Origin of the sequence: Methylobacterium sp. J-026 (assembly GCF_022829585.1) — a bacterium.
Classification (GTDB): domain Bacteria; phylum Pseudomonadota; class Alphaproteobacteria; order Rhizobiales; family Beijerinckiaceae; genus Methylobacterium.
On the sequence record NZ_JAKSYC010000131.1, the window covers coordinates 1 to 824 of the forward strand.

Consider the following 824-nt stretch of genomic DNA (forward strand, 5'->3'; position numbering starts at 1 on the left):
GGCTGAAGTGGATGCTCGTCTTGGCCGCCACCTCCACACAGGCGCCGGATCGCGGGTTGCGGCCGGTGCGAGCCTTGATCGTCCACGTCGAGAAAGCACCGAAGCCCCGCAGCTTGACGCGGTCGCCGTCCGCCAGGGCCACGGCGATCCGGTCGGGGATGGAGTCGATCACCGCCTCGACGTCCCGCGCGTAGAGGTGCGGGTTCCGTTCCGCGACTCGGATGACAAGCTCAGATCGGATCAGGCCGGGTAGCTCCCGAGAGCTCGGCGAAGGTGCAAGCACGACACGGCAGCGGCCCTTACTTTCGCTCCTCTTCGTCCACTTTGCTTCGGGCAGGATCGCCATCAGCGTCGGGTTTGAAGAAATCCTCGATCGGGCTGCCGAGGACATCCGCGAGGCGCTTTAGCGTCCGCAGCGTGCGCTCGTGCTCACGTGTCGCAGCGGCCTGCTCCCCCGAAGGGAGGCGGATGTCGCGGCCGCTCTTTTTGTCGCACTCACCCATCATGCCCGTCGTGTTCACGATCCTCTGATTGAGTAACCGGATTGCGATGCTACGAAAAGTTGTGAAGATATAGCTCTCCAAGTCGTGAATGGCATAGGTAGCTCATGCCGCGTCGGTCATCGCAGAACGCTTTATCCCCCGCTTCACTACCCCTGACGACCCTCAACATCGGCCTATGGGAGGAGGATGTCGGCGCAGATCGCGTTCGAGGTGATGCGGTGATGGCCCGGATGTTCGGGCTGTCAGATGCCGAAGTCACCGAAGGTATCTCGCGCGCACATCTCATGTCGCTCTTCCATCCAGAAGACGTCGATCAGGACC

General features: G+C 62.4%; 2 protein-coding genes. Both read right to left on the bottom strand.

Features of this window, described 5'->3' with window-relative positions; genetic code table 11:
- The coding region (locus MKK69_RS12910) for an HU family DNA-binding protein (protein WP_243968296.1) at window positions 1-244 on the bottom strand (244 nt) is incomplete at its 3' end.
- 55 nt (window positions 245-299) lie between these two features.
- Window positions 300-521, bottom strand: coding sequence for a hypothetical protein (locus MKK69_RS12915; protein WP_243968294.1), 222 nt, complete (start codon window positions 519-521; stop codon window positions 300-302).
- Window positions 522-824: the final 303 nt, after the last annotated feature.